The organism is Frankia tisae (assembly GCF_025403405.1).
Lineage (GTDB): Bacteria > Actinomycetota > Actinomycetes > Frankiales > Frankiaceae > Frankia > Frankia tisai.
Map to the genome: position 1 here is coordinate 1 of NZ_JANEZT010000068.1, position 21,366 is coordinate 21,366.

General features: G+C 72.0%; 21 protein-coding genes and 1 pseudogene. 14 read left to right on the top strand and 8 right to left on the bottom strand.

Annotation, left to right across the window (positions count from 1 at the left end; all coding sequences use genetic code 11):
- The 5 genes from NBZ85_RS09170 to NBZ85_RS09190 form a co-directional block, all read right to left on the bottom strand.
- On the bottom strand, nt 1–267 hold a 267-nt coding region (locus NBZ85_RS09170; RefSeq protein ID WP_308205167.1), incomplete at its 3' end, for an NTP transferase domain-containing protein.
- On the bottom strand, nt 264–1,199 hold the full coding sequence (locus NBZ85_RS09175; protein WP_261558630.1) for an alpha/beta fold hydrolase: 936 nt from the start codon (nt 1,197–1,199) through the stop codon (nt 264–266). The genes NBZ85_RS09170 and NBZ85_RS09175, both read right to left, overlap by 4 nt.
- Before the next feature lie 59 nt (nt 1,200–1,258).
- Nucleotides 1,259–1,780, bottom strand: a complete 522-nt coding sequence (locus NBZ85_RS09180; RefSeq protein ID WP_261558631.1) for a DoxX family protein — start codon at nt 1,778–1,780, stop codon at nt 1,259–1,261.
- Nucleotides 1,781–1,901: 121 nt separating this feature from the next.
- Nucleotides 1,902–3,332, bottom strand: a complete 1,431-nt coding sequence (locus NBZ85_RS09185; protein WP_261558632.1) for a CapA family protein — start codon at nt 3,330–3,332, stop codon at nt 1,902–1,904.
- A 71-nt stretch (nt 3,333–3,403) separates the two neighbouring features.
- Nucleotides 3,404–3,820 carry a MarR family winged helix-turn-helix transcriptional regulator gene (locus NBZ85_RS09190; protein ID WP_035923139.1) on the bottom strand — a complete coding sequence of 139 codons (417 nt, stop codon included), beginning with the start codon at nt 3,818–3,820 and terminating at the stop codon, nt 3,404–3,406.
- Nucleotides 3,821–4,351: 531 nt separating this feature from the next.
- Here NBZ85_RS09190 and NBZ85_RS09195 point away from each other — a divergent pair.
- The 5 genes from NBZ85_RS09195 to NBZ85_RS09215 all read left to right on the top strand — a co-directional run bounded on the left by NBZ85_RS09195 (nt 4,352) and on the right by NBZ85_RS09215 (nt 8,410).
- The gene (locus NBZ85_RS09195) at nt 4,352–5,437 is read left to right on the top strand and encodes a BON domain-containing protein (RefSeq protein WP_308205038.1); all 1,086 of its coding nucleotides are present in this window, start codon (nt 4,352–4,354) and stop codon (nt 5,435–5,437) included.
- Nucleotides 5,434–6,225 carry a metallophosphoesterase family protein gene (locus NBZ85_RS09200; RefSeq protein WP_261558634.1) on the top strand — a complete coding sequence of 264 codons (792 nt, stop codon included), beginning with the start codon at nt 5,434–5,436 and terminating at the stop codon, nt 6,223–6,225. Before NBZ85_RS09195 ends, NBZ85_RS09200 begins: the two co-directional genes overlap by 4 nt.
- 672 nt (nt 6,226–6,897) lie before the next feature.
- A complete protein-coding gene (locus NBZ85_RS09205) occupies nt 6,898–7,299 on the top strand; it encodes a DUF2795 domain-containing protein (protein ID WP_261558635.1) in 402 nt (133 codons plus the stop codon).
- Nucleotides 7,300–7,501: 202 nt separating this feature from the next.
- Nucleotides 7,502–8,032 carry a hypothetical protein gene (locus NBZ85_RS09210; RefSeq protein ID WP_261561787.1) on the top strand — a complete coding sequence of 177 codons (531 nt, stop codon included), beginning with the start codon at nt 7,502–7,504 and terminating at the stop codon, nt 8,030–8,032.
- A gap of 132 nt (nt 8,033–8,164) precedes the next feature.
- Nucleotides 8,165–8,410 carry a hypothetical protein gene (locus NBZ85_RS09215; protein ID WP_261558637.1) on the top strand — a complete coding sequence of 82 codons (246 nt, stop codon included), beginning with the start codon at nt 8,165–8,167 and terminating at the stop codon, nt 8,408–8,410.
- Nucleotides 8,411–8,494: 84 nt separating this feature from the next.
- On the opposite strand, the gene NBZ85_RS09220 is transcribed toward NBZ85_RS09215, so the two are convergent.
- Nucleotides 8,495–8,719 carry an FmdB family zinc ribbon protein gene (locus tag NBZ85_RS09220; RefSeq protein WP_261558638.1) on the bottom strand — a complete coding sequence of 75 codons (225 nt, stop codon included), beginning with the start codon at nt 8,717–8,719 and terminating at the stop codon, nt 8,495–8,497.
- A gap of 183 nt (nt 8,720–8,902) precedes the next feature.
- Between NBZ85_RS09220 and NBZ85_RS09225 the strand changes: the two genes are divergently transcribed.
- A complete protein-coding gene (locus NBZ85_RS09225) occupies nt 8,903–9,934 on the top strand; it encodes an asparaginase (protein ID WP_261558639.1) in 1,032 nt (343 codons plus the stop codon).
- A gap of 252 nt (nt 9,935–10,186) precedes the next feature.
- Here the strand turns inward: NBZ85_RS09225 and NBZ85_RS32620 are convergent.
- Nucleotides 10,187–10,420, bottom strand: a pseudogene (locus NBZ85_RS32620) (J domain-containing protein); the annotation flags it as partial.
- 240 nt (nt 10,421–10,660) lie between these two features.
- Here NBZ85_RS32620 and NBZ85_RS09235 point away from each other — a divergent pair.
- The 7 genes from NBZ85_RS09235 to NBZ85_RS09265 all read left to right on the top strand — a co-directional run bounded on the left by NBZ85_RS09235 (nt 10,661) and on the right by NBZ85_RS09265 (nt 18,969).
- On the top strand, nt 10,661–12,055 hold the full coding sequence (locus tag NBZ85_RS09235; RefSeq protein WP_261556812.1) for a CoA transferase: 1,395 nt from the start codon (nt 10,661–10,663) through the stop codon (nt 12,053–12,055).
- Between the two features lie 386 nt (nt 12,056–12,441).
- A complete protein-coding gene (locus NBZ85_RS09240) occupies nt 12,442–13,617 on the top strand; it encodes a branched-chain amino acid ABC transporter substrate-binding protein (RefSeq protein WP_261556813.1) in 1,176 nt (391 codons plus the stop codon).
- A gap of 202 nt (nt 13,618–13,819) precedes the next feature.
- Nucleotides 13,820–14,752, top strand: coding sequence for a branched-chain amino acid ABC transporter permease (locus tag NBZ85_RS09245; RefSeq protein ID WP_261556814.1), 933 nt, complete (start codon nt 13,820–13,822; stop codon nt 14,750–14,752).
- Nucleotides 14,749–16,221 carry a branched-chain amino acid ABC transporter permease gene (locus tag NBZ85_RS09250; RefSeq protein WP_261556815.1) on the top strand — a complete coding sequence of 491 codons (1,473 nt, stop codon included), beginning with the start codon at nt 14,749–14,751 and terminating at the stop codon, nt 16,219–16,221. The genes NBZ85_RS09245 and NBZ85_RS09250 overlap by 4 nt, the downstream gene beginning before the upstream one ends.
- Nucleotides 16,218–17,141 (top strand): ABC transporter ATP-binding protein, encoded by a 924-nt coding sequence (locus NBZ85_RS09255; protein ID WP_372517734.1) that lies wholly within the window; start codon nt 16,218–16,220, stop codon nt 17,139–17,141. Before NBZ85_RS09250 ends, NBZ85_RS09255 begins: the two co-directional genes overlap by 4 nt.
- Nucleotides 17,141–17,935 (top strand): ABC transporter ATP-binding protein, encoded by a 795-nt coding sequence (locus tag NBZ85_RS09260; RefSeq protein ID WP_261556816.1) that lies wholly within the window; start codon nt 17,141–17,143, stop codon nt 17,933–17,935. The genes NBZ85_RS09255 and NBZ85_RS09260 overlap by 1 nt, the downstream gene beginning before the upstream one ends.
- Nucleotides 17,936–18,339: 404 nt before the next feature.
- Nucleotides 18,340–18,969, top strand: a complete 630-nt coding sequence (locus tag NBZ85_RS09265; protein WP_261556817.1) for a hypothetical protein — start codon at nt 18,340–18,342, stop codon at nt 18,967–18,969.
- A gap of 77 nt (nt 18,970–19,046) precedes the next feature.
- Here NBZ85_RS09265 and NBZ85_RS09270 read toward each other — a convergent pair whose 3' ends face one another.
- Nucleotides 19,047–20,483 (bottom strand): D-arabinono-1,4-lactone oxidase, encoded by a 1,437-nt coding sequence (locus NBZ85_RS09270; RefSeq protein WP_261561788.1) that lies wholly within the window; start codon nt 20,481–20,483, stop codon nt 19,047–19,049.
- Nucleotides 20,484–20,768: 285 nt separating this feature from the next.
- Here NBZ85_RS09270 and NBZ85_RS09275 point away from each other — a divergent pair.
- Nucleotides 20,769–21,366: AMP-binding protein (locus tag NBZ85_RS09275; protein WP_261561790.1), on the top strand; the 598-nt coding region annotated here is incomplete at its 3' end.

The following is a 21,366-nucleotide window of genomic DNA, read 5'->3' on the forward strand; positions in this document are numbered from 1 at the left end:
TGTCGGGGCTGTCGGCCCACGGTCCTCGGCGGCGAGATCGGCCACGGCTGCGCCGACCTGGTCCGCGGCGGCGCCGACGACGATCAGGACCGGCGCGCACCCGCCGGCGGCGAGCAGCCGGACGCCCCGCGCGGCGAGGGTCTCGCCGCCGAGCTCCACCAGCGCCTTGGCGCGCCCCATCCGCCGCCCCGCCCCGGCCGCGAGCAGCAGACCGGCGATCGAGGGCGGCCCGCCGTCCTCGACCGGCGTGGCCTGGTGACGGGTCAGCCGGCGGCTCCCAGGACCAGGCGGGGGCGGATCCGGCGCTGGAGGAAGTCGAGGATCCGCACGTCGAAGACGGCGTTGTCGTCGCCGGCCACCATGTGGTGCGCCCCGGCGACGTCGCAGTACTCCGCGTGCGGGGCGAGGTCGAGGAACCGGCGAGCGTCGTCCTCGCTGAGCACGTCGGACTGGCCGCCCCGCACGAGCATGGTCGGGATCCGCAGCCTCGTCACGATGGCGGACAGCTCCTCCAGCGGCGTGCGTAGCCGCAGCCGCGGGTCGTGGCCCTCCGGCGGGAAGACGAACGCCGGATCCCAGTGCCAGTACCAGCGCCCGTCCACGAAGCGGAGGTTCTTGCGAAGCCCGGCGGGGTCGCGCGGGCGTTCCCGGTGTGGCAGGTAGGCGGCGACCGCGTCGGCGGCGTCCTCCACCGAGGCGAAGCCGTCCGGCGCGCCCCGCATGAACTCCATGATCCGTCCGGTGCCCCGGGGCTGCAGGAACGGCGACACGTCGACGAGGACCAGGCCGCGCGCGACGTCGGGGTCACGGCCGATCGCGGCGAGCGAGGCAATCCCGCCCAGCGAGGCGCCGATGAACACCGGCGGCCGGCCGAGGGCGCGGCGCAGGGCGAGCACGTCGTCGGCAAAGGCGTCGAGGGCGTAGTCGCCCTCGGGGGACCAGCCGGAGTCACCGTGGCCGCGCAGGTCCACCGTGAGGGCGAACCACCCTTCGGCGCCGAGCCGGCGGCCGGTGCGCCGCCAGGAGTGACGGGTCTGGCCGCCGCCGTGGAGTAAGACCACCGGAGGGTCGGTGTCGTCGCCGTAGGTGTCCGCGGCGAGAGTCAGCCCGCCGCTGGGGATGCGCAGGGACGGGCCGGACGTCGCCGGGGCCAGCTGTCCACTGTCGGAGTTCGTAGGCACGTAGGTCAGTATGAGCACACTCTTCGCCCTGGCGCGTTCCCCGTGCCGCGCCCGGCGGCAGGTTCCGGGTGACGGGCTCAGGCGCCGGCCGACTCGGCCGGCTTGCGCTCCGGGCGCCAGGCGGTCGCCAGCAGCAGCGCGGCCCCACCGACGCCGAGCAGGATCGCGATCAGGCCGCCGGCCCAGCCGTCGAGCTCGATGCCGATCGCGTGGTCCAGCGACGCCTTGCCGGGGCCGAGGATGCCGATCGCCGCGCACACGGCCGCGATCATCAGGACGTACTCGTAACCCTGGCCCGGCTTGAAGATGAAGAAGCCGTTGTTACGGTGCGCCGTGATGCCCGCGACGACCATCGTGCCGATGATGCCGCCGGCGCTGAACGGGGTGAGGAAGCCGAAGACCAGCCCGAATCCCGCGGCGAGCTCGACGAGACCGGAGACCCAGGCGTGCACGATGCCGGGGCGCAGACCCATGCTCTGGAACCAGCCGGCCGTGCCCTTGATCCCGCCCGGCCCCCAGACGTGGTTGTAGCCATGGGCGACCAGAGTGAGACCCACGATGACCCGGAGCACCAGGGCCGCGGTGTCAGGCGATGTCACGTGTCTCCTCCTCGGAACGGCTACCTGGGTGGACGGCGTGGCGTCACACCGCTGCCGCAGCGCTGACAGTATCGGGTCGATGGGGAAGACACGCTAATTGCACTAGGTTTGATCTATATCCTCATCCCCTCGGATCGACGCCGCCCGCCTGGCCGGGTTCCGGCGGCCCGGCGGGCCCGCCGGGACGGCCCGGTGGCGGATCGCGAGGAACCCGGTCGACCCGGACCCCGTCGGTCGAGCCGAGCGCCCCGACGGCTGCGACGGTGCGCTGCCAGGAGGCGTTCAACAGGGCCCGGCCCGGCGCGGGCGTGCCGCGGTCGTCCAGCCTGTCGGCGATCGGCCAGCCGGCGGCACCGGAAGGATCCGTCCAGGTCGGGGTGTACGTGAGCCCGGCCACCGTCCAGCCCAGGGCCGTGTGTCGGACCTGGATGGTCAGCACCACGCCGTCGCGGCCCGGCGCCGTGGATTCCCCGCCGTTCGCCGATCCGGCCTCGGTGGCGCCCGCGCGGTCGCCGGCTGCCTGCGCGGCGATCAGGGTGCCCAGGTCGTAGGCGACGTAGCGGCCGGCGATCCGCTCGATCGGCAGCGGGCTCCCGCCGCCGCTGCCGAGAATCAGGTCCACGTCGGATGAGGTGAGCAGCGCGCGAGCCAGGTCGCGCTGGTGCGGCGTCACGGCCTGCTGGCCGGCCCGGCCCCAGGCGAGCTGCGCGACGACAAGATCGGCGCCGTCGGCGCGGGCGCGGGCGGCGTCCCGCCCGATCCGCTCGGCGGTGAGACCGGCCGTGGCAGCCGTGGCGGCGGAGTCGAGGTAGGACAGCAGGGCGATCCTCGTGCCCCGGACCGTGTCGGTCGCGATCTGTGTCCGGGTGCCGCCATCCGATGGAACGGACACGGCGATGCCCGCGCGGTCGAGGGCCGTCCGGGTGCGTCGTGCCGCCGCGCTGCCGGGAGGATCGACGCCATCGGTGTCGCAGCGGTCGAAGCCGGCGTCGGCGAGTGCGGCGGCGGCATCCCCGCCCTCGGGACGGGCGCCTGGGGCGTCGGGGCTGTCTGGGTCATCGGGGGACGCGGGTAGGGGCGCCGCCAGCCGGCAGAGGGCGAGATCGGCTGCGGTGCCGTAGCCACGCAGGGCCGCCAGGGCTACCCGTGGGTCGACAGCCCGAGACAGATCGATCTCGCCCACCGCGACGAGGGTGATGGACGTGGCCTCGGGACCGAACGAGGCACTGGCCCCATTCGGCCGGGTCCGGCCCGGCCGAATGCCGTGCGACGGGACCCCGCCGGGCAGGTCGCGATCGGCGGGCCGGTCAGGGTCGGCGGAGCGTGGACCGCCGTCGGGCTCACCGCGGTCGGGACGGCCCGCCGGGAGGGAACTGGCGGGCCGGGCGGCCTCGCGCCCGTGGAGCGGGGACGAGGCGGTGATGCCGACGGTGCCGACCGCGAGGCTGGCGAGCCCGACGACAGCGAGTCGCCGAAGTGCGGACAGGCCCGGGAGCGGGGCGCCAGGTGATCGGGGACGACGCCGCGCGTCGGGCCGACGGAGTCGCTGCATCGTCCTCGGTGCCGGTCGGATCGAATTGACGTCCTAACGTTACCGAATGTAAACGATGAGTAGCGCTCGTGCTAGCGCGGGCCGCCCTGGTCGACGATCCGCGTCAGCATGGAGAGCAGCGTGCCCTGTTCCTCCCGGGACAGGGGGGCGAGTAGCTTGTCGTTCATCTGTTCGATGCGGTCCGCCACCTGGCCGTGGGTCGACTCGCCTCGTTTGGTCAGCCGTAGCACGTTGCGGCGGCCGTCACGCGGGTCGCGGACCCGACGGATGAGACCTCTCTGGACGAGCCTCGCCACCACATCGGCGACCGTGGATCGGTCGAGCGACGCCCGTTCACCGAGCGTGCGCTGATCGATGTCAGGATCGGCGAGGAGACTGTTGAGGACCACGAACTGCGGTGGGGTGGTCTCGGTGGAGACGGTCGTGGTCCATAGCTGGTAGGTCACCTGCTGCAGCCGGCGGGCCAGCTGGCCTGGATGGCTGGACATGTCCACCACGCCGCTGGTGCTGGCCGGCTCGGCCGGCTCGGCCGGCTGGGTGGGCAGGGTGGCCGGCTCGGTGCCGCGTTGCCCCGGTAGGCGCTCGCCGGGATGTTCCAGCACGCCGGTGTCTTCACCGACACCCCTGGGCAACTGGTCGGATCGTGTGCGCGCGTTCAGGGTTCGCTTCCAATCCGGTGTCGAAGTGGGCGGCCGACGAGTTCGCCGCAAAGGTCATCATCGCTCATGCCGACGCTCGTTGTCGCCAGGGTGTGAGAATCAGGTGGCGCTCCGACGTCGAAGCCGTAACTCCCGTGGCATGTAGTGAAATTATAACTACGGATAGCCGGACATCCCGGCACTTGCGTAGTAGTCTTGTCACCGCTTTGGGGTAGCCGTTCGGGGATGTCGGGATCGCGACAGGGACACCCGCAACTACCCGGCCCCCCGCGCGAGGTGCATCACAGGGCACAGGCGGGTACGGGCTGCGGTATGGAGGATGCGCCCAGAGGTCTGCGGGAGAGTCTGAAACGGGTTGCCGTGACCCTGAAGGAGGCGGACATCCCGTTCGCCCTGGGAGGGAGCTACGCGTGCTGGGCCCGTGGTGGCCCCGAGCCCGTTCACGACGTGGATTTCATGCTGCGGGAAGAGGACGTGCCGCGGGCGGTGGAGGTTCTGGCGGCGAGCGGTCTGCGTCCCGTGGACCCGCCGGAGGACTGGCTCACCAAGGTGTTCGACGGCGAGGTGCTCGTCGATCTCATCCACCATCCGGTCGGTCGCGCGGTCACCCGGCAGATGTTGGAACGGTCCAGCGAGATGTCGGTGGACTCGGTTCGGATGCCCGTCCTTGACGCCACGGACTGGTTCGAGATGACCCTGCTGGCTCTGGAGGAGCGCTACTGCGATCTGACCCGGGTCCTGCCGATGATTCGGGCGATGCGCGAGCAGGTCGACTGGGACCAGGTCCGCCGGTCCACCGCCGCTTCGCCCTTCGCCGAGGCCGCGTTGCTGGTTGCCGCCCGGCTCAATCTCATTCCGCCGGCCGACTCCGTCCCGATCGCCGCCAGGCCCGGCGAGATTGAGCTTTCCGCAGCGGCGGAACGCACCGACGGGACGGAAGGTGACCCGGTGCAACGCGCCGGCGGAGCAAAAGGCGGCAGGGCTGAGGGCCGCTCGACGCAGGGCAATTGTTTGGAAGGCAGCAAAGCGGCCGGCAACCACAGGAGACCGACGGTGCAACGCGGGGGCGCGCACGACCGGCAGAACACGGTCGAGCCAGGCACCGACCCCGGGCAGCCCGAGGCCGTCACCGCCGTCACCACCGTCACCGCGTCGCCCCCTGGTGACCAGGCTGAGATGGACCTGGCCGAGGCCGACGAGTACCTGGCGGGGGAGCTGCACGACCGCCTCGCCGAGGACCCGCGGGTCGCGGAGCTCGGCCTCGAGGTGGTGGTCGCTGACGGGCGCATCCTCGTCGAGGGTGAGGTCGCCACCGACGTCCGTCGCCGGGCGGTCGCGGACGTGCTGGCCGAGGCCGCTCCCGGTCGGCCAGTCCGCAACGAGGTCACCGTCACCGGCCGCGCCACGGTGGCCGACGAACCCGCGAGCGTGGAGACCATTTCATGATGCGCATCGCCGCCGTCGGCGACATCCATCTGGGAGCGGACAGCGGCGGCACCTTCGGACCGGTCGTCCGCGGCCTCGCCGGGCGCGCGGACGTGCTGCTGTTGGCGGGTGACCTCACCCAGCACGGGCTGCCTGCCGAGGCCGAGGTCGTCGCGGCGGAGGTGGCGGGTGCGCCGCTGCCGGTCATCGCCGTGCTCGGCAACCACGACTATCACGGCGATGCCGAGCGCGAGATCGCCGGCATCCTGACCGGCGCCGGCGTGACGGTGCTGGAAGGCACCTCGACGGTGGTGGATGTCGACGGCGAGCGCCTCGGGGTCGCCGGGGTCAAGGGATTCGGCGGCGGCTTTGCCGGCGCGAGCGGATCGGACTTCGGTGAACCGCTGATGAAGGCCTTCGTCCGGCATACGAAGGAGGCCGCCGCGAGGCTCCAGCATGCGCTGGATGCACTGGACTGCGACTTTCGTATTGCTTTGACCCATTACGCCCCGGTTCCGGACACCCTGATCGGCGAGCGGGCCGAAATCTATCCCTTTCTCGGCAGCTATCATCTCGCCGAGGCGATGGATGCCGGCGGCGCTGGCCTCGCCTTGCACGGGCACGCTCATGCAGGCTCGGAACGCGGGTCGACAGCGGGCGGAGTGCCGGTCCGCAATGTCGCCCGACCGGTGCTCGGAAGGCCCTGCGCGATCTATGCCGTAGGCGTGGGGGCGGCCGTCGAGGGAGTGCGGATGGCGGCGCCATCGCCGGCGCCGGAGGTCGATCTCGCGGCTCCGACGGGACTGTGACCGCTGCTCGGAGGTCCCATGGCGGCCGGTCCTCCGTCGCCCGATCGTCGACCCACCGACCTGCGGCCACAATGATCGGCATGACCATCCGCACGCTCACGGACCTGGCTTCCGGGCCCGAATAGTCCGAGCGAGGGTATCCCCGTGGCCCAGGTGGGGGATGCACTCCTGGGTTGCTCGAGCCGATGTGGGCGGGGAGTACCCGCCTGATCGGGCCCATCGCCCAGACAGCCGCCGCCCGCGTGGGCCACCCGCGGAGGCATGGTCCGTCCGGGCGTACCACCTGCGCCGCCGATGGCCCCATCGGGGCTTTCTCCCTCTTCCGGGTGCGCACGGCCGGGCCATCCGATCCCCGTGCGGGGCACACCACCGACCACTGCGGACTACCAGGATCCTGACCCAATCGGACCATCTCCCGTCCGTATCGCTGGCCCACTTGTGGTGCCCCCGGATCGTCCATTCGGGGCAGGCGGTCCATCCGCGCGAACCGCGCGATCCGTGCGACCCGGCCGGGGGTTTGCTTCGTGCCCCAGCGTGCACATCCCCTGCGCGACGCGGATCCGGCAGGACGAGCGGGGTGACCGCATCTCCCACGTGCCGTCACCCGCCTGGTCGTCGCACTCTCGACCACCCACCGCCGCCCGCGGGCGGCGACGGAGGAAGGAACGAGACATGGCAGTGGATCGGGGAAGCTCCAAGCACGGACCGTGGCGCGATGACGCCATGGCGCACGAGGTCTCCGGGTTCGTGCGCAGCGGCCGGGACACCCGGGCGGAGGAATGGCGCTCCGTCGAACCGACGGACGAGCTGCCCGGCGATGCGCAGTTCCCGGACCCCGCCCAGTCCCGGGCCGGCGCGTCGGCCGGCATGACGCTGGCCGACGTCGAGGACCGTTCCGAGCTTGCCCGCTGGCTCGGCCGGGCGGTCTTTCCCGCGGAACGGGAGGAGATCATCGACCATCTCCGCTATCAGCACGCCCCGGACCGGGTCGTCGAGGAGGTCGCGGCGGCGGCGTCCGGCGTCCAGTTCACCTCCGTCGGCGAGCTGTGGCGGGAGCTGCGAGCGGGGGCGTAGCTGAGGCGCGGCGGCGCTGACGGATTTCGACCGGCCCGGAACCGGGCTGTGAGCATCGGCGCTCCAGATCGCTTCGCGGGGGCGCCGGAGCGGCCGTCGCCTCCGCTGTCCGATGTGTCTGGCGGCGCCGCCGCCGCAACGCCGCCAGATGCGAAACCGCTGGGCGGCAGGAGAATGTGGCAGGTGTCATGAGGTCGATTGCATGACGTCTGCACCATGGGGGCAGACAGCAGCCATGGGACGCACCGTGCTGGATCGACGGCCGCGCACAGCTACCTCAGGCGGCTCCGTGCCCCGGGAACCGGCGCCCACCTCGACCCGGGCTGCTCGGCCGGCTGCGCGCCGCGCGGCCGCGCCGGCCCGCCCGCCCGCTGCTCGGCGGGGACCGGCGGAGCCGATCAGTCCCGGCCGGTTGATCGGCTGGGGCCTGGTCGCGAGCGTCGCGCTTCTCGTGGTCTTCGCAATCCTGGGCGCTTTCGGGGTTCTGGCCTTCGGAGCCCTCGCCGGCCTGTGGGCACTCGGGGTCGCCTGGATCATAATTTTCGGGCCGCCCGCCTTCGACCGCCGTGTCCTGCGCACCTACGGCCGGGCGGCGCGGGCAGGACAGGCGGCGCGGGCACCGGGGGGATTCGGCGCGGCGAGTGTGTCCCGGGCGGACCGGCGGCCGGCCGATCACCCGAAGCGCAGTGCGGCCTCGGGCGGGCGGCCTGCTCGTCCGGGGGCGCCGGACTGATCCGGCGGTTCCGGAGGGGTGCCGCGGCCCGAGCACTGGCCCGACCGCGCGGCGCGCGCGGGTCTCGCCTTGCCCGGGGGGTTCTGGGCGGGTGCCGCGTGACGCAGCACACCCGTGGGTAGGAGTGAGTTCATGGGTATGCGTGGGCTCGGCAACCGTGACCAGAAACCCGGATCGGGCGGCCTGTTGCAGACCCTCGTCTCCGGCCTGAACCAGACCGAACGGGACGAGACGCTGCGGCTCCTGCACCGGCGGCTGATCGAGGACCGGGCGGCGGCATCGGGCGGCCAGCGGGATCGCCAGGTGGACGTAGGTCCTCGCAGCCGGGCATCCCGTGGGCCGGCGAAGACCCGTGGGGCTGGTAGCCGCCAGCAGTGACGCTGCGGCCGCAGCCGCCGAAACCGGCCTGGTCGCCGCGCAGCCACTCGGACGGTGACGACGGCCCGGGCATCGTCAGAGGCGTCAGCTGCAGCAACCGCCCCCGCAACACGCTCCGCCGCCGCCCACCGGCGCCGCCATCGCCGGCGCGGCGGTGCCGCGGCTGACGGCCACCGCAGAGAAGACCCGTGAGGTCTCGGCATGGCCGGAGGGGCAGCTCACCCCATCGGTCGGGGTGGACTCGGTGATGCTCCGACGGACCTCGAAGGAAGCGTCGCACACCCGGCAGCGGTAGTCGTAAGCAGGCACCTCACCAGGGTATGTCGCCCGGCCATGTCCGGGTAGCGGTCCGGCTCCTCCGGAGCGGCGGCCGCGGGCGGGGCCGGGCCGGCGAGGAGACCCGGGCCGGCGCCGGGACCGGGCTTTTCGCCGGATGTGGGAGATGCGGCATGGCGCCCGCACCGGCGAGAGCGCCGTCGTACCCTGACAGCCATGGAGCCGCCGGAGGGTCCGCAGGTGGTCGCCGAGGTAGTCCGGGGGTTGCGCAGTGGCGCCCCGTTCGTCGAGAGCCTGCATCACGGCACCGTGGTGGGTCTCGGCCGCGACGGTGCCGTCGCCCTGCGGGTGGGCGCGCCCGACAAACCGGTGTTCCCCCGTTCGGCGGTCAAGCCTCTCCAGGCCGTCGCGATGCTGCGTGCCGGTCTCGACGGGGTCTTTTTGAGCCGGAACATCCCGAGTGACCTGCTGGCCGTGGTCGCGAGCTCGCACAGTGGCGAGCCGGCGCACCTGGCCCGGGTACTGGAGATCCTCTCAGTGGCCGGGTACTCCGCGGACGCCCTGCGATGCACTGCCGATCTGCCGTTGGGCACGGCCGCGGCCGAGGCCCACCTGCGTGCCGGCGGGCGCGCGGAGCCGGTCCTGATGAACTGCTCGGGCAAACACGCCGGGATGATCGCCTGCTGCGTGGCTGCCGGCTGGCCGGTGACGAACTACACCGAGCCGGACCATCCGCTGCAGCAGGCGATCCGTCACACGATCGAGGAGCTGACCGGCGAGGAGATCGCCGGCACGACGGTGGACGGCTGCGGCGCGCCGCTGTTCGCGTTCTCGCTCACCGGGCTCGCCCGCGGGCTGCGGGCGATGGTGCAGGCGGCGCCGGGCAGCCCGGAGCGGCGGGTCGTCGATGCCATGCGAGCCCATCCGGAGCTGGTCGGTGGGGTCGGGCGCCCCGACACCGACCTGATGCGGGCCGCGCCCGGCGTGCTGGCGAAGAACGGCGCCGAGGGCGTCACCCTGGTCGCGACGCTCGACGGGCACACTGTCGCCATCAAGATCGCGGATGGAAACGGACGGGCGGGTATCCCCGTCGCGCTGGCCGCGCTGAACCGCCTGGGCGCGCTGCCCGGAGCGGACATCCCGGGGCACACGGAGCTCGATCTGGCGCAGCTTGCCCTGCTCGGGGCGCCGCCGGTGCTCGGCGGCGGGCGCCCGGTCGGCTCCCTGCGGGTGCGCCTGCCCGGCTGACCAGCGCCGGGGGAAACCGGGGCGTGATTGCGATCGCTCCCCGCGCATGCCCCCGCGTTGCGATGCGGTCAGTCCTGGGGTCCCGGACGGTCGCGATTGTTCGGGTCGGGCGGCAGGCGGGGACGGCCCGCAACGACGACGGCCACCGGGGGGATACGGCTCAGCCTGGGGATGGCGCGACCCGGTCGGGGGATGGCTCGGTCCGGCGGCACGTGGCCGGCCCGAGTCGGCGAGCCGCAGGTCGTAGCGGCGGCGCAGGCCGGGGTCGCCGAGGACTCGGTAGGCGACGTTGACCTGGGCGAAGGCCGGTGCGGAGCCGCCGGTGTCGGGGTGGGTGCGCCGCGCCGCAGCCCGGTAGGCATGGCGGATCTGGTCCGCGGTGGCATCGGGCGGTACGCCCAGCACCTCGTACAGCGAGGGCTTCGCACCCACGGGCGCCTCCCCGGCCGCCGATGACCACCCGATCGGGCGGTACGGCGGCACCACGTCATGGCGAAAGTACGCCGCACGTGTTCAGAATGGGCGCCGAACCTCCCGAAGGCGAGCCCGAGACCCGCAACTCCCCTGATGCGCAAAGTAACATTCTACGCACTCTGCGATTTGAGTGATCGTTTCGTGCTCGTAGCCGGCTCTCTACGTGCGGGGCCGGTCACGTCCCAGCTGCTGGCCGGGGGCGCGCCGCCAGAGCCGGCGCGGAGTGTGCGCACGGGTGACACGGATGGGGACATGTCGCAGGTCGCGAAGATCGTCGATGAGGTTGCGTCACTGGTGGGGGAGCCTGACATTGCGGACCGGTTGACCGTCACCGGCCCGGCCGACGTCCTGCCCAGCCTCTACCGGGTGACGACGGTCGCGACCGCCTCGGTGGCGGCCGCGGCGGTCGGAGCCGGGAGACTGCTGGCCGCCCGCGCCGGCGGTGGGCAACCGGACATCACCGTCGACACCCGGCACGCCGGCGCCGCCTTCCGTAGCGAGCGCCACCTGCGCATCGACGGGAAGGCACCGCCGGGCCCGTGGGACCCGATCTCGGGCTACTACCCCACGGCCGACGGCCGTTGGATCCAGCTTCACTGCAACTTCCCGCACCACCGCAACGGGGTGCTGGACCTGCTCGGGGCGCCGAACGACCGGGCCGCCGTCGAACGGGTGATCCTGCGCGTGGACGCCGCCCCGCTGGAGTTGGAGCTGCAGGCCATGGGGCTGTGCGCCAGCATGGCGCGGTCGGAGCCGCAGTGGGCCGAGCACCGGCAGGCCGGGGCACTGGCCGACCTGCCCCTGATCGAGGTGAGCCGGCTCGGCGACGCCCCACCGGCCCGGTTCGCGCCGACGGAGACCCCGGCCGCCGGCCTGCGGGTGCTGGACCTGACCCGGGTCATCGCCGGTCCCATCGCCGGGCGCACGCTCGCCGCCTACGGCGCGGACGTGCTGCGGGTCGGCGCCGCCCACCTGCCGGAGGTGCACAGCCTGCTGGTCGACACGGGGTTCGGCAAGCGCAACGCGTTCCTCAACCTGCGGATCGCCGCCGACGCCCGCCGGCTGCGGGAGTTGATCGCGTCGGCGGACGTGGTCCTGCAGGCCTACCGGCCGAGCGCGCTGGACCGGCTCGGGTTCGGCCCGGACGCCGTCGCCCGGATGCGACCGGGCATCGTCTACGCCAGCATCAGCGCCTACGGGCGCCAGGGGCCGTGGAGCGGGCTGCGCGGCTTCGACAGTCTGGTCCAGACCGCCTCGGGGATCGCCGTCGCCACGGCCGAGGCGGCTGGCGCGTCGAGCCCGCAGCCGCTGCCCGCGCAGGCGCTCGACCACGGCACCGGCTATCTCGCCGCGTTCGGGGTGCTCGACGCGCTCGCTCGGCGGGCGAGCGAGGGCGGGAGCTGGCACGTGCGGGTCTCCCTGGCTCGGACCGGGCGGTGGCTGCAGGGCCTCGGTCACCACGACACCCTCGCCCATCCCGACCCGACGGCGGATGATGTTGCGGCCTACCGCACCTGCCTGACCAGCGAGTTCGGCGAGCTGTCGTATATCCGACCCGCGGCGACCGTCGCCGGGGTTGCCCCGCGATGGGTCTCGCCGCCCGCGCCGCTGGGCACCAGCCCGGCGGCCTGGGCGGCACCGCGGTGACCTCGGCCTTGACCGGTTGCGGCCCGCCCGGTTTCGGCCCGGCACTTGCGACGTTGCGGCTGGACGGCGACGGTCAAGCTTTGTTAACGCCAGGTCGCCTGGACACCACTTTGGTGTCGTCGAGGTAACAACCTGGTATGAGTACTTTCGGCCGATCTGCTCAGGGGACTAGGTTTCCGCCATCTCAGCGGAGAGCGCGTGGCGGTCGGCCGATCATCCGCCGGTCCGGGTGCGTTTTCCGGGGGGCGGTCGGGGCTGGCGCGGAGGGGCGCGTCATCCTCTATGCGGTGGCGCGCCGGCCCGACGTCGGTGGCGCCGGGGGATAGCTCGTAGCTGGGTCGGTCGTGGCATGGGGCTCGCGATCGGCGGACCGGAGGAGGAAATGCATGCGTAGGCGCCCGCTCCTGGGAGCGATAGCCCTCGCCGCGGCCGTGACGTTGACAGCCGCGGCCTGTGGGAGCGACAGCGACGGTGGTTCTTCCGCAGACGGAAAGAAAACGATCACCATCGGATTCCAGGGTGTTCTCTCGGGTGACAATCAGCAGCTCGGACTGAACGCCCTTTATGGTGTACGGACCGCGATCGCGGAGGTGAACGCGGACACGAGTTCGCCGTTCCAGCTCAAGCTCGTCGAGTCCGACGACGGCGGCTCCCCGGACCAGGGGCCCACGGCCGCGCAGAAGCTGATCGACGACTCCAAGGTCGTCGCGGTCGTCGGCCCGATGTTCTCCGGCGCCACCAAGGCCAGCGAGCCCGCCTACACCCAGGCCGGCCTGCTGTCGGTGAGCCCGTCCGCGACCAACCCGGCGTTGACCACGCTGGGCTTCAAGACCTTCTACCGGGTCATTGCGCCGGACACCGTGCAGGGCAAGGCCGCCGCCGACTACGTGGCCACTGTCCTGCAGGCGAAGAAGGTCTACTCGCTGGACGACAAGAGCGAGTACGGCACCGGCCTGTCCGGTGCCCTGGAGCCCGAGCTCAAGGCCAAGGGCGTCGACGTCACCCACGACGGGATCAACCCGACCAAGGACTACACCTCCGAGGCCACGAAGATCATCGCCGCGGCGCCGGACGTCCTGTACTACTCCGGCTACTACGCCGAGCTCGCCCTGCTGTCCAAGGCGCTCAAGGACAAGCACTTCCTCGGCAAGATCGCCAGCGGGGACGGCTCGCTCGACCCGCAGTACGTCGCGCAGGCCGGCGCCGCCGCGGCCGAGGGCACCTACCTCACCTGCCCCTGCGGTGACGCGAACACCGACCCGAAGGCCGCCTCGTTCGTCGCCTCCTTCAAGAAGGTCAACAAGGGCGCGAAGCCGGGTACCTACTCCGGTGAGGCGTACGACGCCACGCTCGCGCTCGCGGACGTGTTCAAGAAGCTCGGCACGGACGTCAGCCGGGAGTCGGTCGCGGGAGCCTTCGGCAGCGTGAACTTCCAGGGCATCACGAAGACCGTCGCCTTCGAGCCCAGCGGCGAGGTCAAGGGTTCCAACGTGTTCGTCTACCAGGTCAAGAATGGCGCGATCGCCGTTCTCGGGAACACTGCGGATCTGATCAAGTCCTGATGTCGGTGCGAGCGGTGGCCGGGTGAGTACACATCCGGCCACCGCCCGCCACGTCGGGCGAAAACCCGCGTGGCAAAACAGTCTTTCCGTCACAGGAAAGGCGATCTGTCGCCGGAGCGAACATCTGTCACCGGAACGGGCATCCACCACCCAAACGCACTTCTGCCAGGCGAACGAGCCACGCGACGAACGAGGCACACGTATGGGTTTCCTCGACCAGTTCTGGCAGCTGACCATCGACGGACTGATGGTCGGCTCGCTGTACGCGGTCATAGCACTCGGGTACACGCTCGTGTACGGGGTTCTCCAGCTCATCAACTTCGCCCACAGCGAGGTGTTCATGCTGGGATCCTTCGGCGGCCTGTTCGCCGCCCGCGGCCTGCTGCCCGACGACGGATCGGTGCCCGGGGGCCTGGCGTCCGTGGGGCTGGTGGCCGTCGGTCTCGGGGTCGGCGCGATCTGCGGGGGGCTCGCGGCGTTCACCCTCGAACGCGTGGCCTACCGTCCGCTGCGGCGGCGCTCCGCGCCCCGGCTGGCCTACCTGATCAGCGCAATCGGGGCGTCGCTGTTCGCCGTCAACCTGGCCGGCAAGGAGTTCGGCCGGCAGAACGTCGACCTGCCCGACCTGTTCCACAACGGCACGGTCTTCTCGTTCTTCGGCGCCGACGTCTCCACCCAGTCACTGGTCATCTTCGCCGTCGCCGTCGCGATGCTCATCGGCCTGGACCGCCTCGTCGCCGGCACCCGCCTAGGCCAGGGCATCCGGGCCGTCGCCCAGGACGCCGACACTGCCGTCCTGATGGGCGTGAACGTCGAGCGCATCATCATTGTCACGTTCGTCATCGGTGGCCTGCTCGCCGGCGCCGGCGGCTTCCTCTATGCGATGACGTTCAACGCCTCCTACAGCATGGGATTCGTCCCCGGGGTGAAGGCGTTCACCGCCGCGGTTCTCGGCGGCATCGGAAACGTGCGCGGCGCGATGCTCGGCGGCCTGCTGCTCGGCCTGGTCGAGAGCTATGGTGGCTACCTGTTCCAGGCGTCCTACAAGGACGTCATCGCCTTCCTCGTCCTGGTGGCGATCCTGATGATCAGACCGTCCGGCCTGCTCGGCGAGCGGCTGGGGCGAGCGGCATGAGCGCGCCTCCCGCCGGTCAGCCCGGCCCCGGCGGCCAGCCCGGCCCGGGCGGTGCCGCCACCGTGCCGCTGCGAACCAGCGGGAATCCACCCGGCTCCGTCGACGCTTCCGGCTCCGCCGGTTCGTCCGGCTCCGCCGGTGGCCCGGCCCGGCCCGGGTGGCACCCGGCGGTGCTGTTCACCCCGGCCCGGCTGCGCCAGCTCGGGGTGCTCCTGCTGGTCGGCGTGCTCGCCGCGATCGTCACCGGCCCGACGGGTAACTCCGACAAGCCGCTGCAGGCCGCGAAGGACTCGATTGCCGACGTCCGGATCGTGCTCTACCTGGGACTCGCCGTCGCGCTGTGGGTGGTGCTGGTGCTCGGCGCCGAGCTGCGTGGCGCCCTCGAGCGGGTGAGCGCCCCGGTACGTGCGCCGATCGGCGCGGCCTACGGTCGCCGCGGCGGCCCGATCGTGCTGAACCTGGTGCTGCTCGCCATCGCGATCGTCGCGCCTCTGGTCGTCTCGACCGCCGCCCAGCAGTCGATGGTCAACGACATCGGCATCTACGCGCTGCTCGCGCTCGGCCTCAACGTCGTCGTCGGCTACGCCGGCCTGCTCGACCTCGGCTACATCGCGTTCTTCGCCATCGGCGCCTACACGACGGCCTACTTCACCTCGCAGACCGCCATGCCGTGGCACGCGCCGTTCGTGCTCAACCCGTTCTTCGTCTTCCCGATCGCGCTCGTCCTCGCCGCGCTCGCCGGGGTCATCCTCGGCGCGCCGACGCTGCGGCTGCGCGGGGACTACCTGGCGATCGTCACCCTTGGCTTCGGTGAGATCATCCACCTGGTGGCGAACAACGCCGACAACATCACCAACGGCGCCCGCGGCGCCTTCGGCGTGCCGCACCTGTCGATCGACCTGCTCGGCATCGACTACAAGTGGGGCATCGACCCGCTGCCGTACTACTACCTGCTGGTTGTCATCGTCGTCGGGGTGATGATCGCCTTCGGTCGGCTGGAACGGTCCCGGATCGGCCGGTCCTGGGCCGCCATCCGCGAGGACGAGATCGCCGCCGAGGCGACCGGGGTGGCGACGCTGCGGATGAAGCTGCTCGCCTTCGCGATCGGCGCGTCGGTGTCGGGCTTCGCCGGCGTGCTGTTCGCCTCCAAGCAGTTCTTCAACCCGCAGAGCTTCAGCCTGCAGGCGTCGTTCTTCGTCGTCGCGGTGGTCATCTTCGGCGGGATGGGATCGCGGCTCGGCGTCGTGGTCGGCGCCGTCGTCCTGCAGGGACTCGCCTTCTACCTGCGGGACAAGGTGCCGCCCGCGGACCGCTACATCTACTTCGGGGCCGTCATCGTGATTATGATGATCTTCCGCCCGCAGGGACTCGTGCCGTCACGCCGCCGCCGCCGCGAGATCCAGCTCGCGGAGGAGGGCATCGGCGCCGCCGATTCCCTCGGCGTCGCGCCGACGGGAGGGCAGCAGTGAGCCGGGCCGGTGCCCACCGCTCGGGGGTGCCCGGCGCCCGCCGCCCGCGTGCCGACGAGACCGTGCCCGGCGAGCTGGTCGTCGAGGCCCGCGACCTGGCGCTGCGCTTCGGCGGGGTGACCAGCCTCGACGGTGTCTCGCTACGCCAGCGCCGCGGGGAGATCCTCGCGGTGATCGGCCCGAACGGGGCCGGCAAGACGTCGTTGTTCAACTGCCTGACCGGCGCGTACCGGCCGCAGCAGGGCTCGGTCACCTTCTGGCCGCAAGCTGACCGCCCGACCGAGCTCGTCGGCCGCCGCCCGCATGCGATCACCCGGCTCGGGGTGGCCCGCACCTTCCAGAACATCCGGCTGTTCCCCGCCCTGTCGGCCCTGGAGAACGTGCAGATCGGCACCGAGGTGCGGCAGCGGTACGGGCCGGTCGGCGCGATCCTGGGCCTGCCGCACGCCCGGCGCGCCGAGCGCGACGGGGTGCGCCAGGCGCTGAGCCTGCTCGACCTGGTCGGACTGTCCCACCGCACGCATGAGCTGGCCGCCTCGCTGCCGTACGGCGAGCAGCGCCGGCTGGAGATCGCCCGAGCCCTGGGCACCGGGCCCAGCCTCCTGCTGCTCGACGAGCCGGCCGCCGGCACGAACCCGGCGGAGAAGCGGGACCTCGCCGGGCTGATCACCCGCATCGCCGGCACCGGGGTGTCCGTGCTGCTCATCGAGCACGACATGCGACTGGTGATGTCCGTGGCGACCTCGGTGGTCGTGCTCAACTTCGGCCGGGTGATCGCCCACGGCACGCCGGGGGAGGTCCAGCGTGATCCGGCGGTCATCGAGGCGTACCTCGGCGTCGCCGACGACACTGGTGGCGATGCCGACGGAGCCGACGTCCCGGCCGGGCCCGGCGCCGCCACGCGGAAGGACGTGCGCTGATGCTGCTGACACTGAGCGACGTCGAGGTTGCCTACGGCGCGGTGACCGCCCTGCGCGGGGTCAGCCTCCAGGTCGCCGAGGGCGAGATCGTCACCCTGCTCGGCGCCAACGGCGCCGGCAAGACGACGACCCTGCGGACGATCTCCGGCCTGCTGCGGCCCCGTTCCGGCGAGGTGCACCTCGATGGGCGGCCGCTGTCGTCCATCCCCGCGCACGGCCTCGTCGGCGCCGGCGTCAGCCACGTGCCCGAGGGGCGGCGGGTTTTCCCCAGCATGAGCGTCCGCGAGAACCTGCTGATGGGCGCGTACCATGATCGCCGGCATGCGCGGGCGGACCTGGAACGGGTCGTCGCGCTGTTCCCGCGGCTGGCGGAGCGGATCGGCCAGGCGGGCGGCACGCTGTCAGGTGGCGAGCAGCAGATGCTCGCGATCGGCCGGGCGCTGATGAGCCGGCCGCGGCTGATCCTGCTCGACGAGCCGTCGATGGGGCTGGCCCCGATGATCGTCCAGACCATCTTCCAGGTGATCGCCGAGATCAACCGGGAGGGGGTCGCGGTGCTGCTCGTCGAGCAGAACGCGGCCTCGGCGCTGCGGATCGCCGGGCGCGGGTACGTGCTGGAGACCGGCCGTGTCGTCCTCGCGGACACGGCCGCCGGCCTGCTCGCCGACGACCGGGTTCGCCAGGCGTACCTCGGCGAGGACGTCGCCGACGGGGAGGACGAGCCCGCTCCGGCCCGGGGCGGTGCGGCGGCGGGCCCGGCTCACGGAACCGCGATCCGGGCCGACTCCGCCTGAGCCCCCCGGTCCGAAGCCGCTGCCCGGGCTGATCCCGGCGTTGCGGCGGGCCCAGTCCAGCCCGTCGCGGGTGTCGGGTCCCCACAGTCAGCCGGCGAGGCCCAGGAGGACGGCCCCGGCCGTCACGATTGCGTACATCATGATCCCCAGGATCACGGCAGGCGCTCTTGCAGTCAACACTCACTCGCCTTTTTTGTGCAGTACCAGAGAGCAAGTGATCTGCTGCTTGCGCTGCCGACGACAATCCTGCGCAATGGCCTGCCAGTCGTCACGGTGCGCCTGACTCCGTTGACTGCTACCTGGCGAGCCAGGGATACCGATCTGACCGTTTCGAAAAGTGCAATAACCGATTATCTTCAATCGAGGCCAAATGCACAGCTGACGCTTGACTTTGATGGTGGAAGGTGATCTCGACGCGCGCCAAGATTAGTTTTGTCTATTTTCGGGAGAGAACTTCTGACGAGGGGCTACTCCCGCATCTTCGGACGCTTGTCGTGCGGGCAGGCGCGCTTGAAGCGCAGGGCGCCATCCTCCCTGACCCGGGGCCGTTGACCGGGCGCCTGATCAACCTGATGGAGGGCGGCTCGCGAACAGATCCTGTCTTCATTCACCGAGATGCGGACATGCCGAGCGGGGATGCCCGTCGGGCCGAGATCGCCGCCGCCGCAGTTCAGGCGGGGAGCCAGATGCCAGTCGTCCCCGTTATTCCTGTACGAGCGCTGGAGGCGTGGCTCCTGCGGAGCGAATCGGAGATTCGTCGAGTAGTAGGACGGCCTGGCGGACGGACTCCGCTTTCACTTCCGGGTCTCCACGAGGTTGAGAGAAGGGCGGACCCCAAGGGGATCCTGCGAAAGGCACTCCTGGACGCGAGTGAGACTACGGGGCGCCGACACCTGAGGGAGCTGAAGGCGTTCAACGAGCGGCGGAAGGTCCTGTTGGACCGCTTGGACATTGATGGGCCGGTGCGGAGGCTGTCTGCCTGGCGCGCCATGGAGGAGGACATCAAGCAGGCGATCGCCGGCCTTATGTCGTGATGCGTTCACGGGTGTGAGGCGCAAGGGGAGGACCGCAGTCTGCTGAAGACATGGCAGTCTGCTGAAGACATGGAGGTTCAGCCGGCTGCGTCGAGGTGCGGAGCGGCCGTGGGGCGGCCGAGGACGCGGCCGAGGACGCGGTCGAGGTGGGCGTTGGCGAACACGCCGGCCGGGTCGACGGATTCGCGGACGGCCAGGAAGTCGTCGAAGCGGGGGTAGCGGTCGCGTAGCTGCGCCGCGGCCAGCGTGTGCAGGGTGCCCCAGTGGGGCCGCCCGCCGGCCGCCAGCATGATCTGCTCGGCGAGGCCGAAGTAGTCCCCGTGCACGCCGCGCCGGTCGGTGCGCACGGCGATGTAGGCGGTGTCGCGGCCGAAGGCGGGGGACAGCGGGATCTCGTCGGCGGCCGCGCAGCGCACCTCGACGGGAAAAGCGGTGCGCACCCTGGATCGGGTCACGGCGGCGGCGAGCTCGCCCATGGCCGCGGCCAGCTCGGCCCGGGGGACGGCGTACTCGATCTCCTTGTACCGGATCGCCGGGGCGCCCGCGGTGAACACCCGGTAGGAGAGATCGCCGGGCAGCTGACCGCCCGCCAGCGCAGCACCCGCCTGGCCGCCGATGCGGGCGGCGAGCTGGGCGGCGGGCCGGTCCGCGGCCGGCAGGCGCCGGGCGGCCACCATCAGCGCCCCGAAGACGCCGCCGGCCACCGGCCCGCCATCGGGCCGGTGGCGCCGCCGGGACGGAAGGTCGAGCCCGTCGTCGAGCGGGTGACGGTCATCCCAGCGGACCAGCGCGGTCGTGGTGTGCGGGAACCAGGTGAAACGGACATGGTCGGCCTGCTCGACGAGCGCGTCGTAGCCGTCGAGCACCTCGGCCAACGGCAGCCGGCTCTCCCGCACGTGCAGGGCGAACAGGGGTACGGCCTGCAGCGTCACCGAGGTCACGACGCCGAGGGCGCCGAGGCCGAGGCGGGCGGCGGCGAACAGCTCGGGGCGCTCCCCCCGCGAGCAGGTGACCACCTTGCCGTCGGCGAGCACCACTTCCAGCGCCCGCACCTGCGTGGACAGGCTGCCGTAGCGGGCGCCCGTGCCGTGGGTTCCGGTGGCGATCGCCCCGGCGATCGTGGCCTGCTCGCCGTGACCCTGGTTGGTCAGGGCGAGCCCGGCCTCGGCGAGCAGCCGGTTCAGCCGGCGCAGGGTCATCCCGCCGCGCACCGTCACCAGCCCGCTGCCACCGTCGAGCGCGACCAGATCGGCGCAGCGGTTCAGCGCGACCTGCACGCCGCCCTCGTCCGGCCGGCCGATCGCGTTCATCGCGTGGCCGGCGCCGGCGGCCCGGACCCGCCGGTCGTCCCGCACTGCGGCGATCACCACTGCCGACGCCTCCTCGGCGGTGCGGGGCCGGGCGAGGCGAACCGCCTGCGCGGTCTCGTTGCCCGCCCAGTTCCGCCACGCCGTGGGTTCTTCGAGGGACGAGCCCATCTGCACCTCCGTCCAGGGGACCGACGACTCCGGCACGGGCGGGCGATCCACCGGCCGAGCCGGTCCCCATCGTGGACCGCCTGGCCGGCGTTCTGCCCGGCGGGTCGGTCCGACGGACCGTGAGGGACCACGCGCCGCCCCGGTTACCTGAGGTGTGCACCCTGTCATTTGTCTCACCTTTCGTGCCTTTACTTGTTCTCTGGGTTGAATCGCGGGTGTGGTGAGCGGACCTCTGAGCACGGGCTGAGGTGAGATGCTTCTCATGTGCAAGCGGGTCGGATTCGCCGGTTCGCCGACGCGCAGGAGGAAGGCGACGTGCGGATGGCGAGCGCAGCCGGCCACAGGCCGATCGGGATCAGCCTGGGCGGGCTCGCGGAGCTCGCCGTGGAACGCACGGGCGGCACCGAGGAGATGATCTTCGAGGGGCGCGTCGAGTCCGCCGCGGCCCGGTTCGCCCGGTCCTGCCGATTCAGCGCCGGCCTGCGTGGCGCGGGGCTCGTCGCCGGCGACCGGGTGGTCGTCCACATGGCGAACTGCCCGGAGGTCGGCATCGCCTACCACGGGGTGTGGCGGGCCGGCGGGGTGGTGACGCCGACGCTGTTCCTGCTCGACGAGGCCGAGCTGCGTCACGTGCTCGTCGACAGCGGCGCCCGGTTCGTCCTCACGACCCCGGACTTCCTGGCCAAGGTCCGCGCGGTGGCGAGCGACTGCCCGCAGGTGCGGGCACTGATCGTCGTGGCCGACCCGCCCGGTTCCGACCCGCCCGGTTCCGACCCGGCGGCCCGGGCCGGCCGCCCGGTCGGGTCGCCGCCGGTACTGAGCTTCGCGGACCTCACGGCCGGCGACGAAGGTCCCCTCGAGCCGACCGATCCGGACGCCATGGCCGCGCTGCTGTACACCGGCGGCACCACCGGGCAGG

What these genes read in the sequence shown, in the direction of transcription:
- NBZ85_RS09185 (WP_261558632.1), bottom strand. Translation starts at nt 3,332, where the DNA reads ATGCAGCGACTCCGTCGGCCCGACGCGCGGCGTCGTCCCCGATCACCT.
- NBZ85_RS09190 (WP_035923139.1), bottom strand. Translation starts at nt 3,820, where the DNA reads ATGTCCAGCCATCCAGGCCAGCTGGCCCGCCGGCTGCAGCAGGTGACC.
- NBZ85_RS09200 (WP_261558634.1), top strand. Translation starts at nt 5,434, where the DNA reads ATGATGCGCATCGCCGCCGTCGGCGACATCCATCTGGGAGCGGACAGC.
- NBZ85_RS09205 (WP_261558635.1), top strand. Translation starts at nt 6,898, where the DNA reads ATGGCAGTGGATCGGGGAAGCTCCAAGCACGGACCGTGGCGCGATGAC.
- NBZ85_RS09210 (WP_261561787.1), top strand. Translation starts at nt 7,502, where the DNA reads ATGACGTCTGCACCATGGGGGCAGACAGCAGCCATGGGACGCACCGTG.
- NBZ85_RS09215 (WP_261558637.1), top strand. Translation starts at nt 8,165, where the DNA reads ATGGGTATGCGTGGGCTCGGCAACCGTGACCAGAAACCCGGATCGGGC.
- NBZ85_RS09225 (WP_261558639.1), top strand. Translation starts at nt 8,903, where the DNA reads ATGGAGCCGCCGGAGGGTCCGCAGGTGGTCGCCGAGGTAGTCCGGGGG.
- NBZ85_RS09235 (WP_261556812.1), top strand. Translation starts at nt 10,661, where the DNA reads ATGTCGCAGGTCGCGAAGATCGTCGATGAGGTTGCGTCACTGGTGGGG.
- NBZ85_RS09240 (WP_261556813.1), top strand. Translation starts at nt 12,442, where the DNA reads ATGCGTAGGCGCCCGCTCCTGGGAGCGATAGCCCTCGCCGCGGCCGTG.
- NBZ85_RS09245 (WP_261556814.1), top strand. Translation starts at nt 13,820, where the DNA reads ATGGGTTTCCTCGACCAGTTCTGGCAGCTGACCATCGACGGACTGATG.
- NBZ85_RS09250 (WP_261556815.1), top strand. Translation starts at nt 14,749, where the DNA reads ATGAGCGCGCCTCCCGCCGGTCAGCCCGGCCCCGGCGGCCAGCCCGGC.
- NBZ85_RS09260 (WP_261556816.1), top strand. Translation starts at nt 17,141, where the DNA reads ATGCTGCTGACACTGAGCGACGTCGAGGTTGCCTACGGCGCGGTGACC.